Here is a 20,607-nt window from a genome sequence, read left to right on the forward strand (position 1 = left end):
GGCGAGCTCCCACAAGCCGTCCGGAACAATCCAACTCCACGTACCCCGCCCCATGAACGGACCAACGAGCGATCACCACATAGGACACCGTCTAATCAGGTCGGCACTGCGTCCACCTGATGTGACCCGGCGGGGGAGAGGCGGTCCCGAAGCCGAGCTTCGGCAGTCGGTGAGGACCTGAGACTTTTCTCGCCTTCCCTGTTGCCCGTGGACAGCAGCACCGAGAGCGCCGTTGCCCTGCCCTGGGGGGTGATGTCGATCTCGGCCAACAGCGGTCGTGATCGCGTCAGTGCGGCGTGTCGTCGATGCGTTCGACCGGCCGACAGATAGACCTTCTCTCGACCGCATGTTCGGATCACTGATCCGACTCGTTGAGCTCGGGGGTTTTCAATGCACATACCGTGGTTCAGGCGCGCCGTGAGACAGGCGCTCACTATGGCGACCGCGGTCGCCCTGCTGTCGGCCGTACCGACTGCGGCGCAGGCCGACGTGCCTTCTGATCTTGAGGTTGAGTCCTACGTCCTGCCGCTTGGCTCAGTGGCGCCGTCGCTCCAGGAGTTGCAGAGCGGGGACGGCATGAACCGTTTGCGGGACGTTGTTCGTAAGGCCGAGCCGATCGCGCAGTTGCCGCACGAGACGGTTGGTCCTGCGGCGTCGTACGCACGGCGGGCGACCCAGCCATCCCGCACCACACCTGTCGAATCGACCGCCTCGCCGGCGCCCCTGATCGCGGCTCCGGAACCGGCTCGCACGATGACGCTCGACGAGTGCAAGAAGGGCCTGGGCACCACCAAGAAGTTCTACTTCACGTCCCGGTTCGCGGCCTGTTCGGGCGCTTCGTTCGTGCAGACCTGGCTCGTCAACGGCAGGCCCTCCGGCGTGAGCATGTTCAACGTCCGGGTCGTGGGCACGATCGCCAAGAACAGCCGCACGATCAACTTCAAGTACCACTTCACCGAGATGGAGTCGCAGGGCACCACCGAGGCGCCTGCGATGAAGATCAACACCAAGGGCAAGATCCCCAACAGCTGGCCGTCCACGGTCCGCTACACCCGGGGCGGCAACATGCCCGGGACGAAGACCTTCGCCGAACTCAAGGTGCTGGGCTCGTTCAACGAGACCGTCAACGCCAAGCCCGGACAGGGCAGTCAAGGCACAACGGATCTGATCGCCGCCATCTACCAGCCGTCCATCACGATCACACCGCCGCCGAACGCCACGCTCACCGGCGACCTCAGGGGTGACCTGTTCTTCCTGCCGCCGCGCTGGGACGCCGCCAAGTACCTGGCGAACTCGACCGGCGGCGGCAATCCCGACAAGAGAGGCGCAGCCTCGTTCGCCTACATCGGGATGCTGAACTACAGCACGAAGGCCGGCGCCGAGGAGCGGGCCGCGGCTCAGCACATCAAGACTGCGTTCACAAAACCACAGGACACCAAGCCGTACATGTCGGCGAAGAAGGTGCCCGGTCAGACGCCCGACCAGCCGCTGCATCGAACGGTCAACAAGGCACGCAAGGACGACAACCGCAAGGCGGCGGTCAAGCAATGCAAGCGGTATTGGGGCGCCAACTACACGCACGGTGGCACGCGCGAGTGCGACGAGTACCCCTTCGCCACCACCTATGAGGGCGCCGCGGAGCACGACTACGACGCGGACGCGAAGAAGTTCAACTTCTCCGTGAAGCCGATCGCGAAGGAAGACAACGGTGCGGGCGGCAGCCTGCTGCTCAGTTTCTACGCCAAGAACCGGATCATCGACGGAATGGAAGACGGCTTCATCGTGAAGATCGTCTCCTGAGTACCGGAGGCGGGAGTGTCGCACTGTCGGCGCTCCCGCCCGCGGTCCGCGTTCAGGTCGTTGCGGGCCAGAACTGCACGAGGTACTTCTCCACGCCTTCGCCCGTACCTTCCTGCTCCGACAGTGCCGCAGCTTCGCTGCGCCCAGTACAGCTCACCCGCACTCGCCAGGAACCCCCCGAATCGGCAAGCGTGATCACGTCATCGGCGCGCCCCAGGCCCATGGACCACACGGCCACTTCACCACTGGTCGACTCGAAGTCGGCCTCAGCCTGCTCGTCCCACCGCGAAGAATCCTGCGCAGGCGGTTCACCGTCCCACACCTCCACGGTGACCGCAGCGGTATGCGTGTGGCCGCCACTGTAGATGTCGAGACGCCCCGGGAAGGCGTTCAGGAAGACCCCCTGCTCGAAGTCATCAGGGAACGGGACGGGCAGATCAGCGTCATGGGACTCCTGGAACCCGAAGCCGTGATACTCCACATCCGCATCAAGGTGTTGCTGCCGGATGAGCTCGGCCATAACAGCCCCTTCTACGGGAAGAACGACTGGTCATCCCCGTGATCCTAAAGCGGCCCCTTCCGGGGGCGCACTGACATCGCCAGGCCGGCGGGCGGCCGCTCCGCCACGATGCCTGATCTGATCCGACGGCAGGACTGCGTTCCGCACCCCGCACAGATGTCGGCTTCATCTTGATGTGGTTCTTTTTGATCACGTCCCGTGTCGCACGAGGCCTGATGTGGTTGGAAGCCCTCAGGCGCCGAATCCTCGCACGCTTCGGCGCATCAGGTCGCCGACGAGTGCCGGAACGCGAGATGGCCCCTTGGGAGCGCCCCTCAAGAGAATGGTCCTAGGAGGGGTCCGGCGGAGGCCAACCGGACGGCCGCATCTGTGGGATCCGCGTGTTGGCAGACTGATGGTCTTCCACCGAGACGCCGAGCCACACGGAGACCAGCCGGCCGGGGCATGAAGGGGGCGTTGTCAATTTCCTCCTGATCGCACCACAGTGTTCGGCGGCGGACCTGGTCAGGTCGACGCGGATGTCCCGGTCGGCCCACTTCGCCAGCCACGCTCGCTTCCTGAGACGCCGCTTGGTGAGGAGGAGGTAGGTTCGGAGCGGTGGGCGTAGCGACCGGAGACGTCGGCGCAAATCCAGTACATGACGGACCATAGGGCGGCCAGCTAGGTATTGGGACTTCGGGGTGGAAGGCGTCGCTCATGGAGTTCACGAAGATGCGGTCGCGGCGGGTGCGCCAGCGCAGCGGCTCTTTCAGGGCCCAGAGGGAGACGCTGAAGCCGGGGCCGGAGTTCTCCGCGCAGAGGACGGACGGGCCATCTGTGGGGCGGCCCGCCGTCGGCGACTGGGACAGCCCGGCGGCGGGCCGCGGGCGACCGCGCGGACGGGGCGTGCGGGCGGCCACGGCGGCTACCGGTGTCCGGTCGCCGGGCTCACAGGCGTCGGCCGACGGCGAGGTCCTCGTTGCCCGCCAGGCGCAGGATCGCCCGCACGATGATCGGCAAGCGGCGGTCGTCGAGATCCTCCGCGGAGGCGAGAGTGGTGATGCCGATGCCGACCATGGACAGGACCAGGTGCAGGAACGCACGCTGCTGCTCGTCGAGACCGAGCCCGTACTGAAGCCCGGACAGGCCTTCGAAGCACGCCGCCCGCCCCTTGCGGCTGTCGACGATCAGTGCGCGCTGCACGGCCGGTACGGACAGGACAGTGCGTTCCTCGACCATCGCTTGCACGGCGGCACGGTGACGACGGAACCTCGTATTGCGCAGCAGCTCAGTGCAGAGCTGCTCGTACTCCGCGTCGGGGTCGACGGTCTCAGGCGCGAGGGTCTCCGTCTCAGTGCCGGTCATGCCGGTGCCTCCGTGGTGTGTCGGTACCCGCCCGGGCCGAAGGCGGCGGCGAGTACGGCAGGGTCAGTGAGGTGGCCCGTCCCATCGGGGTCCCAAAGCCATTGCATGCGCTCCATCTCGCGGCCCGTCGGCGGGCAGCGCAGCGTCCAGCCTGTGTGCCGGACGTGGAGTTGCCGGACGTCGGCGAGTTCCTCCACGGCGTCGAGGGGCACCAGCCACCATGCCGCGTTCGCGTAGGGGTCCATGAGCACCGGCCCTCGCTGCTCCTCCCGGATCCGGGCCGCGGCGGGCAGGCCTTGGGTGACAGTGGACTCGGCGATCAGCCAGTGCGCGCCGCTCTGGATCTCGGCGAGGGTGCTGGCGTGCCACGCCTTCCACACGAGCGCCGGGTGCGTGTGGCAGTCGGCGAGCCACACGTCTCCGGCCTCGTATCGCTGGGCGATGCTCATCGGGTGGGCCATGAGCGGCACGTTATGCAGGTTGATTGCAGGCTTGCGGCCCGATTGCGCGGGATTGCGGACAGGGAGGGGAGGCTTGCGGCTGGTTGCTCAGGTGAGGTCGAGAGCGGCCCTCGCACGGCCGATCAGGCGCCGGGCTGGCGACCCGTACTCCGCGGACTCGGCGAGCCATTCCCACGCCCGCTCGTACAGCTGGACGTCGTCGTCACCGGTCAGCCACAGCTCCTCGCTGATGGTCTCGACGATGACGAGTCGCCGATCGTAGATCCAGAAGGCGTGCGGTGCTGTGCGGCGCAGCTGGGTGCCGAAGGGCAGGATGCCGAGTTCGATCCGGCGTTGCCCGACGAGGTTGTAGAGCCGGTCGAGTTGCTCCGCCATCACCTCGACGGGGCATGAGCGGTGATACAGGGCGGCTTCGCAGACGAGGAACCGGAACGTCTTCTCGGGGTCGTACAGCGCTTCCTGGCGACGCATACGCCTCTCGATGGCGTCCTCGGTGGTGGGCGGAATCCCACGGAACTCGGCGTTGGTGTCGAAGATGACCCGCGCGTACTCCGGCGTCTGGAACAGGCCAGGAATGCGGGAGACCTCAAGGCCCCGCAGCAGTGTCGTGTGCTCCATCTGCCGGACGGCGATCTCCTGCCGGCCGCGATGCCCGCCCGCGAGCTGCCGCCGCCACGAGCGGTGCCGCTGCTTAAGGTCCAAGCCCGCCAAGAGGCCGTGCAGTTCGGGCTCGGCGTCCGGGCGGCCGACGGCATTCGCCCATGCCGTGAGGTCGTCGCGGGTCGGGGTCTGCTTGCCGTTCTGCAGCCGAGAGACCTTGGACGTCTGCCAGCCGAGCTTGTGGGCGATGTCCTTGCCTTCCAGACCGGCCTCGACGCGCAACTCCCGCAGGCGCGCGCCGAGGGCCTCGCGTGCGGTCTGGAAGTCGGTGGTCACTCGGTTGAAGCTACCCGCTTTGCGAACTCGGCTGTAGGGATGGCGTGGTGCCAGGCGGCGTCTCGGGCCTGGCAGGCGGCAAGCACTTCGGCGGGGTCCTCGGTGACGTACACGCCGAGGGTGGTGTCGTCCTCGTCGAATGCGAAGCGGGCCACGATCTTCGAGTCGAACAGCCAGAAGTCGCAATCCGGGAGCCGTAGCTGTTCGGCCTCGGCGCGGGTGAGGTTGCGGATGTCCTCGCCGGCGGTCACGTTGCCCGGGGCGGTGGCCAGCAGGTAGTGCTGGCCTTGTGTAAGCGGCTCGTCGACGAGGCGGACCCGCCCGAACCGCTTGCCCTGCGCGGTCTGCTCCCGCACGTTCGCCCGCCACGCGTTGTCCGGGTCATGGCCGACGTCCTCGCCAGCGAGGAAGCGCTGCCACTTCGGGCTGTGCCGGTCGGTGGCGTAGCCGCGGCGGGTCTCCAGCCGCCACGCGGTGTGCCGGAACTCCCGAAAGAGGTGGGAGACGGCTGAGAACGGCTGGAGTTCGGGCACCGGGGTGCTGGGTGCGTAGCGGGTGAGCAGCTCGCGCGGCACACGGACGAAGGTCTCGGACGGCTTGACGTCCCGCAGCTGCACGAGGTGCTGCGGGTCGGTCTCGCGGTCGCCTTGGACGAGGATCTCGTCCGTGCCCTCGATCTCGTACAGAGTGGGGCAGTCGCCGTCTTCGCTAGTCGTGCCGAGGAACCTGAGCGCCATGTCGCCTCCACGTCCTGGTCGTGTCGAGATTTAGGATGCGGGGTGGTCGCTCGGTGGCGCTCACGGATTGCCACAGATTGCTGGCTTAAGGCGCCGGCCGCGGATTGCTCGCAAGTTGTGTCGCGACGGGGATCACCGCAGCTCAGGACGCAGCCACGAATCCAGCGGCGGGCGCCTGCTGGTGGGAGAACCACGGCATGCCGGTCAGGGTGGGGACGACGGCGAGGCCAGCGGTGACGACTGGGGCTAACACGCGAACGCTCCTCGGTGAAGAGGGAGGGTGAGAAGCGCCGGGCCCCGGCCTCCTGGTCGGGGCCCGGCGCTGTGGGGTGTCGTGTTGTGTGTCAGGAGGCCGTGGCCGCGTTGAGGATGGCGGCGTGGTCGAACGCCAGCGGTGGCAGGTCGTTCAGGGGCCACAAGCGGGCGGTGCGGGCATCGTCCCCGGCGGTGATCACGGTGCCGGTGGAGACGACGACCGTGTAGGCGACGGTGACGTACCGGCCGCGCGGGTCGCGGTCGGGAGCGTCCCAGACGCCGATCTGGCGCAGGGCGTCGGTGGGGACGGTGACGCCGGTTTCCTCCGCCAGCTCGCGGGCCGCGGCCGCGCGGCTGGTTTCTCCGGGGTCGACGTGGCCGCCGGGGAGCGCCCAGGCGCCCTCGTGCGGCGGCCAGCGCCGCTGAATGAGCAGGACCTCCCGGGCGGGAGTCAGGGCGACGACGTCGGCGGTGTAGCGGATCGCCTCGATCTCGGTTTCGGTTTCGGTCATGTGCACCTCTCTGGGGGCGTGGTTGGTGGTCATGGGTCGGTGTCCTCGGGGGCGGGGATGTCACCGAACATGTCGTCCATGGCCTGGGTGACGGCAGGTCGGTGTTCGGGCCGGGTGGCGCTGAGGACTGTGCTGGTGAGAGCGGTCAGGTCGATGTCGTCGAACAGGTCGGTCAGGTCCGCGATGGTCTCCGGGTCCAGGACGACGCCGTCGGGGCGTTCGCTGTCCAGGTGGCAGCTCATGGCGTCGATGTAGTTGGCGAGCCGGTGGGCCACGTCCGGGGTGATGTCGACGCTGTGGCAGTACTCCAGGCCCGAACCGAGGGTCCCGGTGGGGCTGATGTGGATGCGGATGCTCTGCTCGGGGCCGGGCTCCGCCTGACCGAGGCCGGTGAGGGCCTCGGCGAGCGCAGCGATGGCCCTGTTCCGGTCGGCGTCGGTGTCCGTCACGGTCGCGGTGTCGGCGTCCTCCTCGCCTTCCAGCAGCGGTGCTGCCCAGAGCACTTCGAGGCTTTCGGCGTGCAGCCGGATGACTCCGTCGGCGGTGTCGGGGAGGGTGAGGTGGCCGATGACGCGCAGCAGGTCGCCGGGCTGGTGCTCGGTGAGCATGGCGTGGGCGATCTCCGGCTCCATGGTCGTGCAGGGGATGACCGCTTCGTCGATCAGGTGGTCGGTGCCGGCGGAGCAGGTCAGGCGCCAGCAGGCGGTGCCCTCACGGTCACCGGGTTCAGCGTCGGCCGCCAGGAAGCCGTCCAGGGCGAGCGGGATGGCGTCCATCAGCTCGCCTCCGCCGAAGCGTTGGTGCGGTGGGCGGCGTCGTAGGCGTCCAGGACGGCCTTGGCCGGGGTGCCCCGGTCGGCGATCTGGTGGCCGTGGGCGCGCGCCCACGTCCGGATCGCGGCCAGCTCCGCCTTGCTGCGCTTGCCGGCCGCGGCCGGGGTGGGAGCCGGGGGAGTGGCGTTGTGTACCGATGTGGCGGGACGGCCGCCGGTCTTCACCGCGCGCAGCTGCGCCTGCGCGGCCTCGAGTTCGGCCTTGGCCTTGGCCACTCGCTCCTCAGCCTGGCGCTGGGCGGCGTCGGCGGCGCGGCGCTCGGTCAGCTCGGTGAGGTCGGCGCGGACGCGAGCGGCTCGGTTGCGGATGCTGGCGGCGGTGTGGTTCTCCGCCCACACGAGCAGGGCATCGATCCCGTCGGCGCCCCTCGTGCTGTCGGGCGCCGTAGTGGTCGGCTCCGGGGTGCGGGTGCTGCCCTCCGTGTCCGCATCGGCGGCGGCAAGTCCGGCGTGCTGGAGGGCATCGGCGAGTTCGCCCCCCGACAGTCCGAGGGTGTCACGCACGTGCTCGGGGCTGTCGCCGTTCTTCAGCATGGAGGCGGCTGTGGCGGTGAAGGCGTTGACGGTTTGAGTGGTCATCGTGTCTCCGGTCGGGGAGTCAGCGGGGGTGGTGAGGTGCGGGAGAAGGCCTACGAGGTCGTCCTCGCCGCAGGGCAGTCCGAGCGCGCCCAGCAGGTCGGCGAGGTCGTCCTTGCCGCGGGCGTGGTGGGCCACCACCAGGGAGGCGGCGCTGCGCTGGTCGCTGCCGAGCGGGGTGAGTTCGAGGTCCTCGGCTGCGAGGGCCTCTTTCATGTCGGTGAACATCGGCTGGCCCTCCTACGCGGCCCTGGTGCGGGGCTTGCGCTGAGCGATGTCCAGCAGTTCGCGGTTGCGTTTGCGCTGGGCGTCGGTGAGCGGCCGGGCCTTCGCGCCGTGGCGGTGCCAGAGAGGGGAGGCGGGCGGCTCGGGGTAGGCGCGGGCGTGGTTGACGTCGCGGTCGGTGCTGCTCATGGGTTCCTCCAGGTGGAGGTCAGGCGTGGTCGCCTTGGCCCTTGTCCTTGGGCTTCGGCGCGAGGTCGGAGGCGAACCGCCCGCGGCGGGCCTCAACGGGGTGGGCGGTGATCCAGTCCTCGGCGCATGCCTTGTGCACGGGCTCGCCGGAGTGGGAGCGCATGGGCGTGGGCTGGCCGCACAGCGTGCAGAGGAGGTCCTGCCAGTGGTCGAAGTGCTGGCCGTCGCGCCAGACGAGAAGCTCGCCGGGAGCCGGGATCAGGCCCGGCTCGAACGGCGGCTTCTCCTTCGTGCGTCGCGCGCGGGTCACGGCCGGAAGGCGGGCAGCTGCTGGAACACGCGATCCAGCAGGTCCTCGGTCGGCTTCCAGGGCCCTAGCTGCCCGGCAGCGGGGACCGGCAGCGGCAGCTCCTGGACGTCCTGGAGGACCAGGTGCCAGGCGCCGGCCTGCGCCCACGGCGTGCAGGGCTCGGAGCCTTCGTCGTCCTGATGGCAGTCGACCAGGCGCGCGATGCCGATCACGGCTCCGGTGGTCAGCTCCCGGCCGCGGATGGTGCGCGCGATCAGCGGGACCCGCAGGGCGGGCCGGTCGATCCGGTGGCCTGCGTGCAGGAGCATCCAGCCACGCCAGCTCCAGGGCTGGGGGCGGTTCTCGATGCCCTTGGCGCCGGTCAGGATGCAGGTGGCGTGCGGCTGCTGGACGCTGATGCCGCGGATCCAGTCGCCCTGCGGGAGGGGCGCGGCGCTCATGCTGCCTGCCCCCATACGGCCGTTCCCGGGCGCCCGGCGCGGCGGCCGTTGACGGACGGCATCGTGGTGTGCGCGGGCGAGGCGACGACGGCGCGGCCGGAGTGCTTGCCGTCGTACAGGGCCGCGTCGGCAGCCCGCTGCAGCACGGTCAGGTCGCGGGAGCCGACCGTGGACGGGGTCGTGGCGCCAACCGAGGCGGCGACATCGACGGTGCGGCCGTCGTCCAGGACGACCGGCGTGTGCAGCATCCGCACCAGATGCTCCAGGCGCTGCTCCAGGCGCGCGGCGGGCAGCTCCAGGACGACGGCGAACTCATCGCCTCCGAGCCTGCCCACGGCCGCTCGCGGGCCCGCCCACGCGACGAGCCGGGCACCGAACGCGGCCAGGACGGTGTCGCCGGCCTCATGGCCGAGCGTGTCGTTGATCCGCTTGAAGTGATCGGCGTCGACCAGGATCACGGCCGTGTCGTCGCCGTGCCGGGCCAGGAGTCGGCAGGCGCGGGCGGTATAGGAGTCGCGGCGCAGCAGACCGGTCAGCGGATCCTTCCGGGTGGCGGCGAGCTGCCTGTGCAGGGTGACGGCGTGGACGGCCCAGCCGGTCAATGGCAGGGCTGCGGTGGTCAGTAAGAGCGCGCGTTGCCCGATTCGGGCCTGCACGCGAACGACGGAGCCCATACTGGTGATCTCCCTCTCGTCTCGTACGGGTTGGGGCCCGGGATGGGCGATGGTTTGTGAGGCCTTGCGCCTGTCCCGGGATCTTCTGCAGGTCGTGGCTGGCGCTGGCCGCGCAGGCCAGGACAGCGCACAGGCCCGACCGCGACGCCGACCACCGGCCCCGACCAGGGATCACGAACCGGTCACTTCGGTCGTCTGCCGCTGGTTGGTGCTGCGGGCGACCGGCTAGCTGGGGTGGACGGGCTGGTGCGGCTGTGGGGGTCGTGGCTGGAGCGGGCCCAGCCTGCGCGGTTAGAGCGCCTTTCAGGGCCGCTTCAGCAGGGCTTGCTGCTGTACTCGTGGAAGGTCAGGCCACGCTCCTACTGCGGTCCTGCAGTTGCCGCGGAGCGTGGTCGTCGTCGCCCTCCTAGTCGATGGTGTCGACGTCGCCGTGGACGGTGCAGACGATGTCGTCGCCGTCGTCCAGGTCGCCGCTGAGAGCTCGGAACAGGCAGGTGACGCTGTAGGCGGGCGCCCAGGCGTAGCCGGTGCATTCCTCGTCGTGCGGGCACGGAAGCATCACGTCGAAGCCGAGCTCGCCCTCGCCGTCCACGTTGGTGCGCAGGGCGAGGGTGAGGTACTGCTGACCGAGGCGGATCTCAGCGACGCGGTCGCCGCTGGCGATGTCCGAGCCGGGCTTCCAACGCCACAGGGGCAGGACATCCTCACCGAACACCCGGGACACGAGGTTCAGGTCACCGAGGCCCGCGCCGCCGTCCATGCCGAGGCGGGCCTGCCGGATCTCGCTCAGGCGCTGCAGGAACGGCAGCAGCCGGTACGTGGAATCGGCGAAGACGACGGTGTTGAAGCCCTCGCCGGCCAGCCTCTGGTGCGAGTGGACCATCGCTTGGTGCTGGGCCCGCACGACGTCGTCGGGCACGCGCCGGTTGTCCGGCCGCGGGCGCTGCCGCTCCAAGCAGACGGGCAGCGGCGTGGCGACGATGACCGCGACGGTCGGCATGCTGTGCCGCTTGGCGGCCATCACCAGTTCCGACCTCACGGACTGCTCGACGTTGGTCGCGTCGATCACCGTGTTGAGCTTGCGGGCCATCCGGTGCTCCAGCACCAGCTTGAGGACGTCGGCGGCATCGGCCGTGGCGTCCTGCCGACCGGGGTCGTCGCTGACCATGCCGCGCAGGCCGTCAAGGGAGAGGATCTGGGAGGCCGGCCAGGTGCGGGCCAGCGTGGACTTGCCCGCGCCGGACGCGCCGATCAGCACGATCAGGGCGTTCTCGGGCAGGTCCGGGTACAGCACCGAAGTCATGCGCCGTCTCCTTTCGGGTCGAGGGAGCGGGCAGCCCAGTTCAGGCGCTGCCCGGCGTTGTCGGTGATCAGGGCGGCGGCCTCGTGCAGCGGGCAGGAGGCGTCGCCGTCGCGGTCCGGCTCGATCTGCTCCGCCCGGCGCGCTGCGGTGCTGACCACCTGCGCGAGCATCGGTAAGAGGCCGCCGGGGACGTCGACGTCCTCTTGGAGCTCGCGCAGGATCGCGGCGAGCTCGGGGGCGTCGACGTCGTCGGCGTTCAGGTCGTCCTGCACCTGCTGGAGGGCGAGCTGGGAGATGCCGAGCGAGGCACGCACCCGGTCCAAGCGCGTGCGGGAACGGCCGGTCATCGGGTGGTCGCCTTGGTGGTGGCGGCCAGGGCCGCGACCGTTTCCCAGCCGTGGTGCCAGGCGGAGTCGAGGTGGAAGGCGCCGTTCATGCCGAAGTCGGCCAGCTTGTAGAAGCCGCCCTTGCCAGTCTTGGTGGCGATCCGCTCCAGCAGACCCTTGCCCGGGACGCGTCGGTCCGCCGCGTAGTGGGTCGTGAAGGAGATGGCGAGCGCGGCCGCGGCGGCGGCCGGGTGGACCCTGATTCCGAGCGCGCGGGCGCCGGCCCCGGCGACGATCGCCTGCGTAGCCGTGTAGGTCAGGCAGTGCTTCAGGCACGCCTGACGGCCGTCGGCTGTGCCGTGGGTCGTCTTCTCCTCGGTGACCGGGTCGACGTAGGTGACCGGGTGGTCGTCGGAGGCACCCTTCACGCGGGCACAGAAGTCCGACTGGACCCAGAAGTCTCCGATCGCGCTCCCGGCGCGGGTGAGTCCGAGCAGGGCGGCGAAGACGGCGGGACGGTGAGCATGCATGCTGGGGTTCTCCTGATCTCGAAGGTGAGGGAGCGGGCGGTCGGCCTGTTGCCGGTGCTGCGGCCGCCCGGGTGGGCCCCGTCCCGGCCAGTGCGGCTGGGACGGGGTTCGCGCTATGCAGCCAGCCGGCGGACGACCGGGGCCGGGGACGCCATGTAGGTATCGGGGCTGGGCTCGTAGCCCTTGTCGCAGGGGTCGCACACGCCCTGGGTGCGCAGCGGGAGGCAGAAGTAGTACCTCCGGCGGCATCGGGGGCACGTGGACCTCGCGGCCATCGCCCGGTCAGCGCCTCTTCCTGCGCGAGCGTCGGCACCCGCTTCGGTCGGGCGAGCTCCACGCTGTAGAGCCAGGCCCGGGTGGGATGGATGCATGACTGGTCGGGCCGGTAGGCGCACGCCTTGCAGCGCAGCACCGCGACCGGGCCGTGCCCGCCTGGGCTCAGTCCTCGCTCGCGTAACTGCCGCCGGGTGACCAGGCCCTCGGGACAAGCGCGTCGGTCGAACTCCGAAACCAGCGGGTTCGGAGGATCTGAACGGTGGTCCGGCGAGAACCCGCTGGGTGTGGTAGTTCTGGGCGGGGATACCGCGCGGGTTCCGCTTCGCCGTGAGGGTCAAGATGGGGCCTCCGATCTGGAGGGGGCTTTGGGATGGGCTACGACCTGCGAGCAGTGATCGCTGATGGAGAGGCGTTGCGCGGCGCGGCGCGGGACCTGCCTGCCGCCCGACTGGCGTCGATCGGACAGGGCCTGTCGCTGTTGCCGATGACGGACGCACTGTTCGATTCGGTCGCCGACGGCAGCTCTGTCAGCACGTTGGGGTTCTGGGGGTTGCCAGGAGGGTTCGAGAAGACCCTCGCTGCCTGGTCAGCCGGTGGGCCGGTGGCCTACGTGGAAGCTGAGTACTTCGGCGGCGTAGGCGAGCAGCGAGCTGCCGTGTGGAACGGCGGCAGCATCGTGCTGGGACCGCTCCACGTGGAGGAGGGGCAGCCCTTTCCTCCTGCTGGCAGCCCGATCTCTCAAGCGCTGCGGCGGTTGGGTGCAGTAGCAAGCGCCGGCGAGGACGAGTTCTCAGCAGTGGGGTTGGACCGGCATCGACACGGTGAGGCATGGATTGCCTGACACGCGACTTCCGATTTTCCGTACGCACGGGCAAGTTCCTGGCTCCGCTCGCGGAATCTGCCCGTGAGTGCGAGAACCTCGCACGCTCGCTGACTCGCCCTGTGCAGGGTGGTCACCTGCGGACTTGCGCTGATGCGACCGAGGTACGTCAGTGGGAACCCGCGTGAACTCCAATTGGCAGCGTCGCGTCGCTGCGCGGCACCCGATTCACCTCGCGGCGGCGCTTCTCCTCGGACGCGGCATCACCTGCTCCAGGCGCCGGGCAGCCGGCCGGGACGCTGTGGGCGGGACGGGCCGGGGCGGCGGCGCAGGCGGGGGATAAGCACGAGTGATCTCCTCAAGTCGTCGGTGGGCAGCGCTGCGCCCCGCTGGCGCAGGGCTGGTGTCGGCGGGGTGCTCCGGGGCGGTGGGCTGGGCCGGGCGGCCTGTCCGGCCCTCGCCCGCCCGGGAGTGGGTGGGCGAGGGCCAGGCAGAGCGTCAGGTCTCGGTGGTGTGAGGCGGTGTCGTGGGTCAGCGGCGGTGCTGGATGTTGCCGGAGTCGGCGTCGAAGTAGGGCGTGGGCTGCGGCGGCAGGTAGAACGCGGGGTAGATGTTGACCTGCGGCGTTATGGGAGCCGGGTCGTCCAGGCGCCGCGGGCTGAGGCCGCGCAGGGCGACGATGCTGGCAAGGGCCCACATGAGGGTGGCGGTTCCGGTGGCGATGGTGCGGCTGCCGTCGGGGGCCGCGGACCACACCATGGCGGCGCTGGCGAGGCCCCACCCGGTCCACAGCAGGCGCGCGCCGGTGCTGCCGGCGGCTCCGCCGAGCAGGCCGATGAGGCCGGTGAATTGCCAGAGGGTGTAGATGGCGGAGCCGGGGGCGGGGAGGTGGGTGCTGTGCTGCGCGATGTAGGAACGGATCGGGTTGTCGATGACGCCCCACAGGCCGCTGGTGGTATCGGTTCCGGGCGTCGCGGTCACCGTGCCGGTGGCGGACAGGCGATGCAGCACGGCGCTGACGATGTCGCTGGCGGTGTCCAGCAGGATGATGACCGCGCAGACCCCGGCCAAGACGAGGACGGCCTTGATCCAGTTGGCGATGTCGTGCCATCCGGCGTGGCGGGCCTGGGCCAGGTCCTCCCACCGCTGATGCAGGAAGCCGCCCTCCTCCCACGCGGCGTGCCACTGGTTGCGTAAGGCCTGGAGTCGGCTCGGGGCCGGCTTCTCCGCAGTCGGTTCGGCGGGTTCGGTTCGGTCGTGGGCAGCCATGGTCGAACGGCTCCTTCAGCAATGAGTCGGGAGGTGTCTGTGGCCTGCCCCGCGCCGCCAGAAGGGGCAGGTGGGCAGGCCGGAGGGGTGCCTGGGTGGCGGATCGGAGGGCCTGGACAGCGCCCAGCCGATGTCCCCGTGGGCGCGACACGGGTGATCCGGGATCTGGTGTGAGGGTTGCCTGTGCGTCAGGCTGGGAGCGACGGCGTGGGCAAAGTGATGGGCTTGTTCAGCAGTGAGCCGCCTGTGGTGGATTTCGAGGCCGTCATCGACACGGACGGGGTGACGTGGCAGGCATTCACCGACGAGGACGGTGTGCTGGTCATCGACACGGACGCTGAGGTCGAGGTGTTCGTCAACCGGGCCATCGTCGGCGGGTTTGTGTATCCGGCCTGGGTCGATGACTATGGGCGGCTGATCATCGAGCTGGACGGCTGACCGCCTCAGTGCCCGGATAGATCAGAGGCTCTTTGCGTCAGCGAGCGAAGCGGCCTCGCCCAGCATGCGCGCTGGGATGTGGCCGGAGCCGTGCGCGTCGTTGAAGGCCGGCACGGAGTCGGTGTCGTCGCCGAACCGGCGGCGGATGGCGTCCAGGACGAGGGAAGCTGCGTCGGTCTCCAGGGCGCGGTCGCCGCGGGCCTCCTTGCGGATGGCTCCGATGAGGCAGACCGCGCCGGTTTTGTCGGTCATGGCGCCAGCGCACCATCCGTCTGTCTCCATCCGGCGGTGGGCGCGTTCGAGGAGCGCGGCCACCGGGGTGGTGTAGGTCGGCGGCGGTGCGGCCGGGGATGTCGGGGTGAGTGGGACTCTCACGACCTCGGTGAGGTTGACAGGGGTGGTGGCCAGGTGCGCGGTGCGTACCTCGTGGGCGACAGCGGCTTCGTCGAGCCTGACGGTCATGGCCGCCTCGACAGCGGCCAGCCGTGCTTCCAGGCTCAGGCCGGCACCGCCGGGCCGGGACGCTGCCTGCGAGGGCTGGTCTTCCTGTAGGGCGGGCGTGGGGTGCAGTGAGGCGGCCAAGGGAGTGCTCCTGTCAGTGCAGCGAGGCCAGGCCTGCAAGGCCGTTGAGCATCCCGGTGATGACGGGGGCGACGCCGGTGGAGGCCAGGCAGAAGCCGAAGGCGGCACAGGCGATGGCCGCCCTGAGACGTACGGCGCCGGAGCGGATCAGCAGGATGACGACCACGGCCAGGAGGACCACGGCGGAGACATTGACGATCACGGGGGTTTCCCTTCCAGGGAGTGGGTGCTGGTAGGCGGGTGCGTATGGGTGGGGCCCCGGCGGGTGCCGGGGCCCCAGGGGTGGAGGGGGTGGTCAGTCGTCGGCGGCGAGGGCGAAGTCGGCGCGCAGTTCGCGGACGACGTCGTCGTGAGCCTCGGGGGTGACCAGGACCGTGCGGGCCTTGCTGCCGTCGGAGGGTCCGACGATGCCGCGGTCCTCCAGGACGTCCATGAGGCGTCCGGCGAGGGCGAAGCCGACGCGCAGCTTGCGCTGGAGCATCGATGGGGAGCCGTACTGGCAGGTGATGATGAGGCTGGCCGCCTCCGCCACCAGGGCGCCGTCGAGGTCCGGCGCCTGTTCACCGATGCTGGGCCCGTCCTGCACGCTGAGGGCTTCGGTGGTGCCGGTTCCGACGGGCGCGTATACGCCGTGGTCGACTTGGCGCAGGCGTCCGTCGGCGACCAGGTCGCTCAGGGCGTTGCGGATGGTGCCGGCGGCGGCGTCGACCTCGGAGCGAATCTCCTTGGCGGTCATCTGCCGGTCGACCGCGTCGAGAATCTTGTCTTTGACGGTGCGGGGCTTGGACTTGACGGTGGGCGCGGCGAACGAGCCGATGGCGCCGAACTGCAGGAGCAGCGTGTCGTCTTCGCTGTCGTCTTTGCTGTTCTTGGAGGGCGGCGGCGTGGTCCAGTCGTGCCAGAGCCCCAGCTCGGTCAGGGCCTGAAGCTCCCGGTCGGTCAGCGTGTTGATGGCGCCGCCTTCCGGGAAGATGTCGTCCAGGCCGTCGCGGGAGCCGTCTTTGGGCAGGTGGACGTACAGGGTGCGCATCATGACCGCTCCGGAGCCGGTGACGGTGTGACCGACGCCCTGGGTGGTTTCGCCGGGTGTGTCGTCGATGGTGCCGTGCATCCGGTCCATCAGGGAGGTGGCGGCGTTGAACCGGTCGGGGATGGCGGCCAGATCAGCGTCGCCGGCGAGTCCGCCGGTGGCCTGGCGGGCGGCGATGCCGCCGGAGGAGCCGGCGATGCGCAGCACGACACCGATACCGCCTTGAACCTGGTCGCGCAGGGAGGCTTCGCCTCCGAGTTTGGACAGGTTCAGCGATTGGCCGGCGAAGACGATCCCGATGCCGAACTTGCGGCCCTCACGGGCCAGCACGTCGGTCATGTGGGCGATGTCGTCACCGAGGGCCTCGTCGCCGACGAGGGAGTTGAACTCGTCGAGGACCAGGACCAGGCCCGGGTAGGGGGAGTGGGCGGAGAAGTCGTGCCCGACTTCGGCGTTCATTTCGCCGCGGATGTCCATCAGCGCGATCGCGCTCTTGAGCATCCACCAGGTGAAGATCGCGCCTGAGCCCTGCCGGTCGATGTGCCGGCCGACGGCGCTCATCTGCGCGTCCGGGCGGGCAGAGGTGACCCAGTTCGTCAGACCGGCCAGTGCCCATGCCGCGCACATCAGGGCGAGCGCGACGGTCTTACCGGATCCGGTGACCCCGACGAGGAAGCCGTGCAGGGTGCCGGCCGCGGACTGCATGTGCACCTTGGCGTCGGAGCCGTCGTGGGCGGTGCCGATGGTGTACCGGCCGTAGGCGTCCAGGGTGAGCAGCTCACGCGTGGCGCGGCGGGAGGCCTTCAGAGGCGCCGACTCATACAGGGTGACCAGCACTTCGCGGCCGCGTGCTTCGGCGACCAGGCGCAGTTCTTCGGACTCCACGCCGAACGCGGAGCAGAGTTGGCCGTGGTTGACGCGGGCGACCTTGCCGGCGTCGACCTGGGCGAGGACCATGCCGCGGGTGGGGAGGTCACCGCGGGCGGGGAACTGCTCGACGCGGACGATGTGGCTGCCGGGGATGGCTCCGTCCGGGCGGGCGACCCGCTCGGCCCACAGGTCCTCGATGCTGCCGGCGCCGCGGCGGCTGGTCGGGGCGACGGTGAGCCGCATCCGGCCCGGGCCGGTGCCGGGGATGTCGCCGATGCTGACGCAGCCGACGGGTTCGCCGAACGCGGCCGCGACGTCGATCAGGTCCAGGCGTGGGACGGGCTTGCCGGCGGGGGCGACGATGTCGGCGGTGAAGTCCGGGTGCTGGGGGGAGACGATCTGGGTGATGTTCTCCAGGTGCGTGTCGGGGGCGACTTCGGCGTCGTCCCACAGGCGCATGACCAGCCCCGGGAAGCCGGGTGGGTAGGACAAGTTGTCCTCGAGCTGGGAAGTCCAGGTGGAGCGGGTGATGGGCAGCGCAGCCGCCATCAGAGCGCCCCAGCCGAGCGCGGCGGCTGGCTCCCACCACGGGCGGCCCGGCACGATCGCGGCGGCCGCGTAGACGGCACCGCCGGTCACCGGTCCCAGCACCCGCTGGGCGGTACGCAGGGTGCGGTGGAAGTCGCGGGTTTTGACCTTGCGGTACAGCCACCACACGCAGCTACCGCTGATCGCGGCAGCGGTGGCGTGTGCGGGCAGCGACTGCATGGACGGGACGTAGGCCAAGGTGGCGGCGGATGCCCCGTAGGCGACCATCTCCGCTTTGGCCCGCGCGGGCATCTGCCTCATGGTGCGTCTCCTTTCGTGCGGTGGGTGGGGTTCGTTGATCGTGCTGGACGCCGCACCGCGCCCCGGGGGGGGGGAGCGGTGCGGCGTCCATCAGGTCCAGGTGTGGTGAGGCGACGGCTGGTTGGGCCGTGGCCGGGCAGGGGGCGGGGCCCGGGCATGGGGCGGGGCCGCGCCCCGGCTTCCGGGTGCGGCCCCGCTGAGAACGCGATGGGGGGTGTGGTCAGGTGGCTCGGTAGAAGCCCGGCTTGGCCTGGCTGACCCGGGATGAGGCGGCGGCGTCACGGATGCCGCCGTACTCGGCCCGGTGCACGGCCTTGGCGTTGGCGACCGCCTGGTGGACCCGGTCGAACGCACCGGCCAGCTGACTGGCCAGGCCCGCCGATGCGGCGAAGTCCAGGCTGATGTCGCGGATCGCCCCGAGGTGCGGCGGGGCAACCTCGGCGGCGGCGGACAGGTCGCCGAGCTGGTCGGCGGCCTTGCTGACGTTGCGCATGCGCAGCCTCACGACTTGGCTGTGCTCCACGCAGGCGCCTACGGCCTGCTGCAGCACTGACAGTTTGGCCTGCAGGGCGGCGAAGCCGTTGCCCTCGCCGTCCGCGCTCACGGCCGGAAGATTGCTCATGGGGTCCCTTCCCCTCAGTTCTCGTTGTGGATGCGGGCGCTGGGCGTGGCCAGGCCGGCGTCGGCTGTCGCGGCCTGCACGGGCCGGTAGTCCCGCTTCATTTCGATCTCTTCCGCTTCGGCAGCTTCAGCAGCCTCATGGGTCCGCTTGGCCAGACGCTGCGCCACGCGCACCACCTCGGCGACGCCTTCCATCACCGCTTCCAGGGCGCCCGTGGTCCTGCCCTGCACGTTGTGCGCAGACGCAAGGTCCTGGACGATTTCCTCGACAGCGCCCACCAGCCGGTTGGACTGGGTGGCCAACTGCGCAACGTCGTCCGACGTCTCCATGCCGATGGTCACCAGCTTCGTCAGGGCCTTCAGCGCGTCGTCCAGGGTGATGTCGGTGGCGTGCTGACCGGCCGTGACTGGCACGGATCCGCGGCGTGCGGGGGATGCGGGCATGGGGATGGGGTCCCTTCTGCGGGTGGTGCCGGGGCGCTTGCCGGCCGAGCGTTGCGGAGCCCGGGGCAGTGCGGGCTGGCTCTGTGCCGGCACGCCGCGCGGCGCTTCACTGATCTGGGCGGGCTCCCAGCGTTTGGCGTGCGTACCGGGCGGGTCGACCTGCTCCACCGTGATGGTCACCGGCTCGTCAGCGTCTTGGTCGAACGGTGAGGTACGCGCCTGCCCATAGCCGTTCGGACCCGGCCTGGTCCGCCCCGCGCCGTCGCCCGAGGCGCCCTCGCGTGGCCGCTGACGCCGGCGGCGGTCCGAGTCGTTCCCGGAGGGTTTGGTCCGGCGGCGGCGCGGGCCTGAGTTGTCCTTCCAGCCCTCGCGGCGCTTCTTCCAGCGGTCGTTGACCGTTTCGAAGAGTGCGTCCTTCAGATGCACCCGCTCCCCGGAAGAACCGTCACCGGCCGGTCCTTGCGTACCGGCTTCGAACGGGCCCTTCGAGGTGTCGGCTCCGGACGGCATCCTGGGTGCCTTCACGCCGGTGTTGGGCGGAACGCCGCGGATCCGTCCGGTCTTGAAGCAGCCACCACCGACACGGTTCTTGAGGTCGTCCCACAGCGTCGGCCCGCCCTTCACCCGTACGCCCGGCGCGGCCTTCGGGCCCGCGCCGCCGCGGGGGGTCTTCGGGCCGGCATTCCCAGAGGGCTTCGTACCTGGGACCGTGGAGTCGCCGGGCGGCCTGCGGCCTTTGCTCCACCAGTCCGCGACGGCCTGGCGGGCTGAGCGCCGCCCGGACCCCCCAGCGCCCCCAGCCGGGCCGCCGGGTCCCTTGGGGCCACCGCTTGAGCCGCCGGGCCCGTTTCGGCTGCGCCCCGCTCCGTTTCGGGACGAACCGGCTCCGTTTCGCCCCCACCCGCTGCTGCTTCGCTCCGAGGCGGAGCCGGTTCGGCCGCTGCCCACGCCGGGCCGTCCTCCCGTCGTGCTGTTTCGCCCCGGGGAGCCGCCACTCCGGCCGAGCCCGGTACCGCTGCCCGCCGAGCCGTTGACGTTGCGGCCGGAGGTGGACCGGCCCGGGCCTGCGGCGCCCCGGCCGCCGCCAAGTCCCGTTGAGCGGTGCTGCGCTGAGCCGCTGGACGGCCCTGTACGGCCCGTTCCGGGCCGCCCCGACCCGATGCCGCCCCCGCCGCGTCCCGTGCCGCCCAAGCCACGCCCGAGGGCGCTGCGGCCGTAGTCGTGACTGGAGGGAACCCGGCCGGCTCGTGCGTGTTCCCGATCGGCTTCCGCGCGGTGCCGGGTGGCGTCCGCGTTGGCCTTGGCGGCGAGCAGTTCCAGCTCCCGCTGGTGGGCGGCGGCCTCAGCGCGGCGTGGGCCAGACTCCTGGATCCAGGTCTGCAGGCCCTCGAAAGCCGCGAGCGCGATGGCGAGGATCGCCGCCATCGACAGCGTCCCA

The 20,607-nt window shown here is 70.4% G+C and carries 24 protein-coding genes and 1 pseudogene; 3 read left to right on the plus strand and 22 right to left on the minus strand.

The window, feature by feature from the left end; translation table 11 throughout:
- Nucleotides 1–435: 435 nt before the first annotated feature.
- Nucleotides 436–1,800 (plus strand): NucA/NucB deoxyribonuclease domain-containing protein, encoded by a 1,365-nt coding sequence (locus ABTZ58_RS36955; RefSeq protein WP_351366884.1) that lies wholly within the window; start codon nucleotides 436–438, stop codon nucleotides 1,798–1,800.
- A gap of 52 nt (nucleotides 1,801–1,852) precedes the next feature.
- On the opposite strand, the gene ABTZ58_RS36960 is transcribed toward ABTZ58_RS36955, so the two are convergent.
- From ABTZ58_RS36960 to ABTZ58_RS37035, 16 genes and pseudogenes are all read right to left on the minus strand, one after another.
- A complete protein-coding gene (locus tag ABTZ58_RS36960; protein WP_351366887.1) occupies nucleotides 1,853–2,320 on the minus strand; it encodes a hypothetical protein in 468 nt (155 codons plus the stop codon).
- A gap of 927 nt (nucleotides 2,321–3,247) precedes the next feature.
- The gene (locus tag ABTZ58_RS36965) at nucleotides 3,248–3,664 is read right to left on the minus strand and encodes a hypothetical protein (RefSeq protein WP_351366890.1); all 417 of its coding nucleotides are present in this window, start codon (nucleotides 3,662–3,664) and stop codon (nucleotides 3,248–3,250) included.
- Nucleotides 3,661–4,125 carry a hypothetical protein gene (locus tag ABTZ58_RS36970; RefSeq protein WP_351366893.1) on the minus strand — a complete coding sequence of 155 codons (465 nt, stop codon included), beginning with the start codon at nucleotides 4,123–4,125 and terminating at the stop codon, nucleotides 3,661–3,663. The genes ABTZ58_RS36965 and ABTZ58_RS36970 overlap by 4 nt, the downstream gene beginning before the upstream one ends.
- Before the next feature lie 87 nt (nucleotides 4,126–4,212).
- Nucleotides 4,213–5,061, minus strand: coding sequence for a helix-turn-helix domain-containing protein (locus tag ABTZ58_RS36975; RefSeq protein ID WP_351366896.1), 849 nt, complete (start codon nucleotides 5,059–5,061; stop codon nucleotides 4,213–4,215).
- Nucleotides 5,058–5,798, minus strand: coding sequence for a DUF6879 family protein (locus tag ABTZ58_RS36980; protein ID WP_351366899.1), 741 nt, complete (start codon nucleotides 5,796–5,798; stop codon nucleotides 5,058–5,060). Before ABTZ58_RS36980 ends, ABTZ58_RS36975 begins: the two co-directional genes overlap by 4 nt.
- Before the next feature lie 344 nt (nucleotides 5,799–6,142).
- Entirely contained in the window at nucleotides 6,143–6,565 is a 423-nt protein-coding gene (locus ABTZ58_RS36985) for an NUDIX domain-containing protein (protein ID WP_351366902.1), read from the minus strand.
- 29 nt (nucleotides 6,566–6,594) lie between these two features.
- Nucleotides 6,595–7,341: a hypothetical protein gene (locus ABTZ58_RS36990; RefSeq protein ID WP_351366905.1), complete on the minus strand. Its 747-nt coding sequence runs from the start codon at nucleotides 7,339–7,341 to the stop codon at nucleotides 6,595–6,597.
- Nucleotides 7,341–8,201, minus strand: a complete 861-nt coding sequence (locus ABTZ58_RS36995) for an Lsr2 family DNA-binding protein (protein ID WP_351366908.1) — start codon at nucleotides 8,199–8,201, stop codon at nucleotides 7,341–7,343. The genes ABTZ58_RS36990 and ABTZ58_RS36995 overlap by 1 nt, the downstream gene beginning before the upstream one ends.
- A gap of 12 nt (nucleotides 8,202–8,213) precedes the next feature.
- The gene (locus ABTZ58_RS37000; protein WP_351366911.1) at nucleotides 8,214–8,387 is read right to left on the minus strand and encodes a hypothetical protein; all 174 of its coding nucleotides are present in this window, start codon (nucleotides 8,385–8,387) and stop codon (nucleotides 8,214–8,216) included.
- 19 nt (nucleotides 8,388–8,406) lie between these two features.
- Entirely contained in the window at nucleotides 8,407–8,697 is a 291-nt protein-coding gene (locus ABTZ58_RS37005; protein WP_351366914.1) for a hypothetical protein, read from the minus strand.
- Nucleotides 8,694–9,137: an ASCH domain-containing protein gene (locus ABTZ58_RS37010; RefSeq protein WP_351366917.1), complete on the minus strand. Its 444-nt coding sequence runs from the start codon at nucleotides 9,135–9,137 to the stop codon at nucleotides 8,694–8,696. The genes ABTZ58_RS37005 and ABTZ58_RS37010 overlap by 4 nt, the downstream gene beginning before the upstream one ends.
- The gene (locus ABTZ58_RS37015) at nucleotides 9,134–9,811 is read right to left on the minus strand and encodes a GGDEF domain-containing protein (RefSeq protein ID WP_351366920.1); all 678 of its coding nucleotides are present in this window, start codon (nucleotides 9,809–9,811) and stop codon (nucleotides 9,134–9,136) included. Before ABTZ58_RS37015 ends, ABTZ58_RS37010 begins: the two co-directional genes overlap by 4 nt.
- 406 nt (nucleotides 9,812–10,217) lie before the next feature.
- Nucleotides 10,218–11,114, minus strand: a complete 897-nt coding sequence (locus tag ABTZ58_RS37020; RefSeq protein WP_351366923.1) for an AAA family ATPase — start codon at nucleotides 11,112–11,114, stop codon at nucleotides 10,218–10,220.
- A complete protein-coding gene (locus ABTZ58_RS37025) occupies nucleotides 11,111–11,461 on the minus strand; it encodes a hypothetical protein (RefSeq protein ID WP_351366926.1) in 351 nt (116 codons plus the stop codon). The genes ABTZ58_RS37020 and ABTZ58_RS37025 overlap by 4 nt, the downstream gene beginning before the upstream one ends.
- Nucleotides 11,458–11,970 carry a hypothetical protein gene (locus ABTZ58_RS37030; protein ID WP_351366929.1) on the minus strand — a complete coding sequence of 171 codons (513 nt, stop codon included), beginning with the start codon at nucleotides 11,968–11,970 and terminating at the stop codon, nucleotides 11,458–11,460. Before ABTZ58_RS37030 ends, ABTZ58_RS37025 begins: the two co-directional genes overlap by 4 nt.
- Before the next feature lie 340 nt (nucleotides 11,971–12,310).
- A pseudogene (locus tag ABTZ58_RS37035) lies at nucleotides 12,311–12,484 on the minus strand (RRQRL motif-containing zinc-binding protein); the annotation flags it as partial.
- 132 nt (nucleotides 12,485–12,616) lie between these two features.
- On the opposite strand from ABTZ58_RS37035, the gene ABTZ58_RS37040 reads away from it, so the two are divergent.
- Entirely contained in the window at nucleotides 12,617–13,087 is a 471-nt protein-coding gene (locus tag ABTZ58_RS37040; protein WP_351366932.1) for a hypothetical protein, read from the plus strand.
- Between the two features lie 510 nt (nucleotides 13,088–13,597).
- Here the strand turns inward: ABTZ58_RS37040 and ABTZ58_RS37045 are convergent.
- Entirely contained in the window at nucleotides 13,598–14,335 is a 738-nt protein-coding gene (locus ABTZ58_RS37045) for a hypothetical protein (RefSeq protein WP_351366935.1), read from the minus strand.
- A 207-nt stretch (nucleotides 14,336–14,542) separates the two neighbouring features.
- Here ABTZ58_RS37045 and ABTZ58_RS37050 point away from each other — a divergent pair, with 207 nt between their 5' ends.
- The gene (locus ABTZ58_RS37050; RefSeq protein ID WP_351366938.1) at nucleotides 14,543–14,773 is read left to right on the plus strand and encodes a hypothetical protein; all 231 of its coding nucleotides are present in this window, start codon (nucleotides 14,543–14,545) and stop codon (nucleotides 14,771–14,773) included.
- A 21-nt stretch (nucleotides 14,774–14,794) separates the two neighbouring features.
- Here the strand turns inward: ABTZ58_RS37050 and ABTZ58_RS37055 are convergent, their stop codons facing one another.
- The 5 genes from ABTZ58_RS37055 to ABTZ58_RS37075 form a co-directional block, all read right to left on the minus strand.
- Complete coding sequence (locus ABTZ58_RS37055; RefSeq protein ID WP_351366941.1) at nucleotides 14,795–15,355, minus strand: DUF6197 family protein; 561 nt, start codon at nucleotides 15,353–15,355, stop codon at nucleotides 14,795–14,797.
- Between the two features lie 13 nt (nucleotides 15,356–15,368).
- Nucleotides 15,369–15,557 carry a hypothetical protein gene (locus tag ABTZ58_RS37060; RefSeq protein ID WP_351366944.1) on the minus strand — a complete coding sequence of 63 codons (189 nt, stop codon included), beginning with the start codon at nucleotides 15,555–15,557 and terminating at the stop codon, nucleotides 15,369–15,371.
- A gap of 93 nt (nucleotides 15,558–15,650) precedes the next feature.
- Nucleotides 15,651–18,104, minus strand: coding sequence for a DNA translocase FtsK (locus tag ABTZ58_RS37065; protein ID WP_351366947.1), 2,454 nt, complete (start codon nucleotides 18,102–18,104; stop codon nucleotides 15,651–15,653).
- Nucleotides 18,105–18,324: 220 nt separating this feature from the next.
- Nucleotides 18,325–18,726: a hypothetical protein gene (locus tag ABTZ58_RS37070; RefSeq protein WP_351366950.1), complete on the minus strand. Its 402-nt coding sequence runs from the start codon at nucleotides 18,724–18,726 to the stop codon at nucleotides 18,325–18,327.
- A gap of 14 nt (nucleotides 18,727–18,740) precedes the next feature.
- The gene (locus ABTZ58_RS37075) at nucleotides 18,741–19,793 is read right to left on the minus strand and encodes a hypothetical protein (RefSeq protein WP_351366953.1); all 1,053 of its coding nucleotides are present in this window, start codon (nucleotides 19,791–19,793) and stop codon (nucleotides 18,741–18,743) included.
- Between the last annotated feature and the right edge of the window lie 814 nt (nucleotides 19,794–20,607).

This window comes from Streptomyces sp. NPDC094143, from assembly GCF_040303825.1.
In the GTDB taxonomy this organism is placed as follows: domain Bacteria; phylum Actinomycetota; class Actinomycetes; order Streptomycetales; family Streptomycetaceae; genus Streptomyces.

What these genes read in the sequence shown, in the direction of transcription:
- ABTZ58_RS36955 (WP_351366884.1), top strand. Translation starts at nt 436, where the DNA reads ATGGCGACCGCGGTCGCCCTGCTGTCGGCCGTACCGACTGCGGCGCAG.
- ABTZ58_RS36960 (WP_351366887.1), bottom strand. Translation starts at nt 2,320, where the DNA reads ATGGCCGAGCTCATCCGGCAGCAACACCTTGATGCGGATGTGGAGTAT.
- ABTZ58_RS36965 (WP_351366890.1), bottom strand. Translation starts at nt 3,664, where the DNA reads ATGACCGGCACTGAGACGGAGACCCTCGCGCCTGAGACCGTCGACCCC.
- ABTZ58_RS36970 (WP_351366893.1), bottom strand. Translation starts at nt 4,125, where the DNA reads ATGGCCCACCCGATGAGCATCGCCCAGCGATACGAGGCCGGAGACGTG.
- ABTZ58_RS36980 (WP_351366899.1), bottom strand. Translation starts at nt 5,798, where the DNA reads ATGGCGCTCAGGTTCCTCGGCACGACTAGCGAAGACGGCGACTGCCCC.
- ABTZ58_RS36985 (WP_351366902.1), bottom strand. Translation starts at nt 6,565, where the DNA reads ATGACCGAAACCGAAACCGAGATCGAGGCGATCCGCTACACCGCCGAC.
- ABTZ58_RS36990 (WP_351366905.1), bottom strand. Translation starts at nt 7,341, where the DNA reads ATGGACGCCATCCCGCTCGCCCTGGACGGCTTCCTGGCGGCCGACGCT.
- ABTZ58_RS36995 (WP_351366908.1), bottom strand. Translation starts at nt 8,201, where the DNA reads ATGTTCACCGACATGAAAGAGGCCCTCGCAGCCGAGGACCTCGAACTC.
- ABTZ58_RS37000 (WP_351366911.1), bottom strand. Translation starts at nt 8,387, where the DNA reads ATGAGCAGCACCGACCGCGACGTCAACCACGCCCGCGCCTACCCCGAG.
- ABTZ58_RS37010 (WP_351366917.1), bottom strand. Translation starts at nt 9,137, where the DNA reads ATGAGCGCCGCGCCCCTCCCGCAGGGCGACTGGATCCGCGGCATCAGC.
- ABTZ58_RS37015 (WP_351366920.1), bottom strand. Translation starts at nt 9,811, where the DNA reads ATGGGCTCCGTCGTTCGCGTGCAGGCCCGAATCGGGCAACGCGCGCTC.
- ABTZ58_RS37020 (WP_351366923.1), bottom strand. Translation starts at nt 11,114, where the DNA reads ATGACTTCGGTGCTGTACCCGGACCTGCCCGAGAACGCCCTGATCGTG.
- ABTZ58_RS37025 (WP_351366926.1), bottom strand. Translation starts at nt 11,461, where the DNA reads ATGACCGGCCGTTCCCGCACGCGCTTGGACCGGGTGCGTGCCTCGCTC.
- ABTZ58_RS37030 (WP_351366929.1), bottom strand. Translation starts at nt 11,970, where the DNA reads ATGCATGCTCACCGTCCCGCCGTCTTCGCCGCCCTGCTCGGACTCACC.
- ABTZ58_RS37040 (WP_351366932.1), top strand. Translation starts at nt 12,617, where the DNA reads ATGGGCTACGACCTGCGAGCAGTGATCGCTGATGGAGAGGCGTTGCGC.
- ABTZ58_RS37045 (WP_351366935.1), bottom strand. Translation starts at nt 14,335, where the DNA reads ATGGCTGCCCACGACCGAACCGAACCCGCCGAACCGACTGCGGAGAAG.
- ABTZ58_RS37065 (WP_351366947.1), bottom strand. Translation starts at nt 18,104, where the DNA reads ATGAGGCAGATGCCCGCGCGGGCCAAAGCGGAGATGGTCGCCTACGGG.
- ABTZ58_RS37070 (WP_351366950.1), bottom strand. Translation starts at nt 18,726, where the DNA reads ATGAGCAATCTTCCGGCCGTGAGCGCGGACGGCGAGGGCAACGGCTTC.